Genomic DNA, 3,158 nt, shown 5'->3' on the forward strand with positions numbered 1-3,158 from the left:
CCGCCAGCATTCTCATCTTGATTGACGCAACGCTCGCACCTTCATTGTCGCGCCGCAGGAAGGGTCTCCCGCCTGTTCCAAGAGAGCGCCATCGCTGCCGTTTCGCCAAATCGTCTATTGTCGTCGCTGGCGCCCGAAGCGTTCGAATTTCTACGCCCCCAACTGAAACCCGTCGAACTGGTGCAACGAACCGTCTTGTCGAAGGCGGCGGCGAAATTGCTCAAGTGTATTTTCCCCACGGCGGGATCATTTCCATGGTGGTGAGGCTCGAAACGGGAGCAACGGTGGAAGTCGCAATGGTTGGCAGCGACGATCTGTTCGGAGCATTTGCCGCACTCGATGGCAGGATCTCTCTGAACACAGCCGTCATTCAACTCTCCGGAAGCGCATCGGTGCTGGAGACGTCCGGTCTGCGGGCGGCGGCCGACCAAAGCGCGCCCTTTCGCGCGCTCCTTATGCGGCACGAACAGGTCATCTTCGCGCAAGCGCTGCAGTCAGCTGCGTGCAATGCGTCTCATACGGTCCAAGCGCGCTTGTCGCGCTGGCTGCTGCGTGCACGCGATCTGTCCGGAAGCGACACCCTTTCATTTACACAGGAGTTTCTGGCCCAGATGCTGGGCACTCAACGCAACAGCGTATCGATCGTTGCGAACACGCTCCAGCACGCCGGCCTCATCCGATATCACCGGGGCCACATCGAAATCACCAATGTGATGCTGCGTAGAGGCGGAATCCACCGCCGTTGTTGCCGCTGAAGCACCAATCCCTCCAGACGGCATCCTGCTATTTTGGCGACGTGCTCCATCCACCCGTTGGGCTCGTTGGAGCCTCTTGTATTCCGCATCCAGCAAACGGGAAATCTGCCGACGCTTAAGGGGATCTAATTGTACGGCCATCAGTCTTCGCCAGTAATGGGCGACGTTCGCTTTATGGATCAAGGCTGCCTTCGACCGTGCCATGCCTGCTGATAATGCGCTCACTTGGGATCGGAAACATACGCGAAGATTTGCCGCCGCCCCAGTTCCCGCGCGACTTCCCCGGGTAGGTGACAACAGTTGCAGTGGACGGCATGCCTCAAATGCCAAGATAAGCCTTCGTTGGAAGTCGGCTCGCGTGGCGCCGCGTTTTCGCTATGCCACTGGATGTTGACCGATCTGGGAAACCTAAAATGCAACGGCTCGTGCAACATTAAAGGCCTCCTTTGTGAGGAAGCCTATCTTCGCACGCATCGATCCGGGTTGATCTGAGTCAAGCGTGTCCATGGTTGCGCGATTTATCGTCGACGCGTTGAACGATTGCAGCTTGGTCGGCGATGACGAAGATGACCCTTTCTGAGAGCTTAATTTCTGTCGATTTGACCTACCAATGTCCGGCCTGCAAATTCCCCATCGTCAAGCGCGGGAGCTGGTTCCGCGTCGTGTCCAAATATCGATGCGAAGGTTGCGGACGCACGATCCGGATTGGCTATCCTGAAAAGCTAAGCCTATTCCAAAAGCACGCCCACCTAGGCGGCTCTGCGCAAACCAGTCGCTTTCGTGGTGCGACTTAGATCTACTCCCTAGCGCACCGCTCCAATCGGGTCTGGTTGCGGCCAATATAAGAGCTTCAGGATTGATCGTGCTACGTTGGGAATGCACTATACTCGATATACAGCGGACTGGTGGCCGGTCCAGATGCGGCCAGAGCTTAGTGCAGAACGTTTGTCTGTTCACCACCATGCCTATCTTGAATGCCAACGCCTCTTCTTTCCGCTTCCAGAGCCGGCGGCCTGCAGTGGCGATGCCGATCGTCAGGATCCTTCGTTGTCTCTAACGTCGGAGAGATAGCCTTGTCATTGGACGCCTTGGTTCAGAGAATGCGCAGTATACCGTTGGGCGACGCCGAGCGAGATGCTCTGGCGAGAACGATGACGAGCACAAGGAGTTACAGCCGTGGCGAGACCATCTTTGATTCCGACGAGGATAGTCCAGAGCTTCACATAATGTCGGAGGGCTGGGCCGCCCGCTCCGTTTCGTTCAAGGACGGATCCCGGCAGATTACGGATTTTCTTATCGTCGGCGATCTGTGCGACCTATCGGCATTGGGGAAGGGTTCTGTCGGACGCGTGGCCGCACTCACCCCGGCCGTGGTTACGGTTCTGAATCGGCAGGCCGTGACCGCGGCGATGGCTAGCCATCCCAACCTCGCGAGAGCTTTCATAAGTATCGCCTTGATCGAACAGGCAACCTTGCGGGTTTGGCTGGCATATATGGGGCGGCACGAGAAAACGACGCATCTTGGACATCTCTTTTGCGAGCTGCATGCCCGCCTTCGACGCGTCGATCTTGTGGGGGATCATTCCTTCGATCTGCCATTGACCCATGAGGTCCTGGCTGACGCCACGGGAATGAGTGGCGTTCACCTCAACCGCGTCCTGCAACAGATGCGCAAGGACGGGTTGATCACCCTTCACAAGCATCATTTGGAAATACTTCAGCCACAGCGGTTGCGGGAACTGGCGGAGTTTGATCCTGGTTATATCCGCCCTTTATAGCCATGGGACGGTTGAAGTTGGGAGTTGTTCTCACCATCCACAAGACCACCCCATGTCCAGTCACCGAGCAGTTGGCTGGAGCGAGTCGCCAACTTCCTGCTTGCGCCACGGCGAGGGACGGCGCTCCGCGCGGGACCACTTAGGGGAAACACCGATCAGTCCCTCGTCGGGATGTCGCCCGTTCGCCTCGCCATTCCGCAATAAGCCGGACGCAGCCCGAACGCGATAGCCCAAACAGTGGCCGCGTACTCAACGGGCAATTCCATGCTCGCGAGACCAACCCATGTAAGTGTTTTCTCGGAACCTATCTGCATAAATGCATGCTCGCAATTGAGGGTGAGTGGGCATTCGTACGCCGATAACAACGACATCTGACACATAGGGACACTGAGGAGGGAGGTTGCCACGTCGAGGCTCCTGCACGGTAGCGCGGGTTCGAGATGAGGTGCCTCCGACCTATTGGCGACGACATGTTGATGCGCCGCAGGTTTGGCCGCTCGCTCAAGACGGCGCGGCTAAGGGAGGAGGAGATGAGGCGCGATGCAATCGCGGCCATCCATAAAGCTATCTGGCCTGCTGCCGGTTTCGTGGACACCGAGATAAGGTGTTTAACGGAACTGGAGAG

General features: G+C 57.5%; 2 protein-coding genes. Both read left to right on the forward strand.

The window, feature by feature from the left end; all coding sequences use genetic code 11:
- Nucleotides 1-755 (forward strand): Crp/Fnr family transcriptional regulator (locus QQK95_RS33390; RefSeq protein WP_284278850.1); only part of this gene is annotated, 755 nt, incomplete at its 5' end.
- A gap of 1,151 nt (nt 756-1,906) precedes the next feature.
- On the forward strand, nt 1,907-2,533 hold the full coding sequence (locus QQK95_RS33395; protein ID WP_284278851.1) for a Crp/Fnr family transcriptional regulator: 627 nt from the start codon (nt 1,907-1,909) through the stop codon (nt 2,531-2,533).
- The last annotated feature ends 625 nt before the right edge of the window (nt 2,534-3,158 follow it).

The sequence above is a fragment of the Mesorhizobium huakuii genome (genome assembly GCF_030160235.1).
GTDB lineage: Bacteria > Pseudomonadota > Alphaproteobacteria > Rhizobiales > Rhizobiaceae > Mesorhizobium > Mesorhizobium huakuii.

Bases quoted from the DNA above. Each gene is read 5' to 3' on its own strand.
- QQK95_RS33395 (WP_284278851.1), top strand. From the start codon at position 1,907: ATGACGAGCACAAGGAGTTACAGCCGTGGCGAGACCATCTTTGATTCC.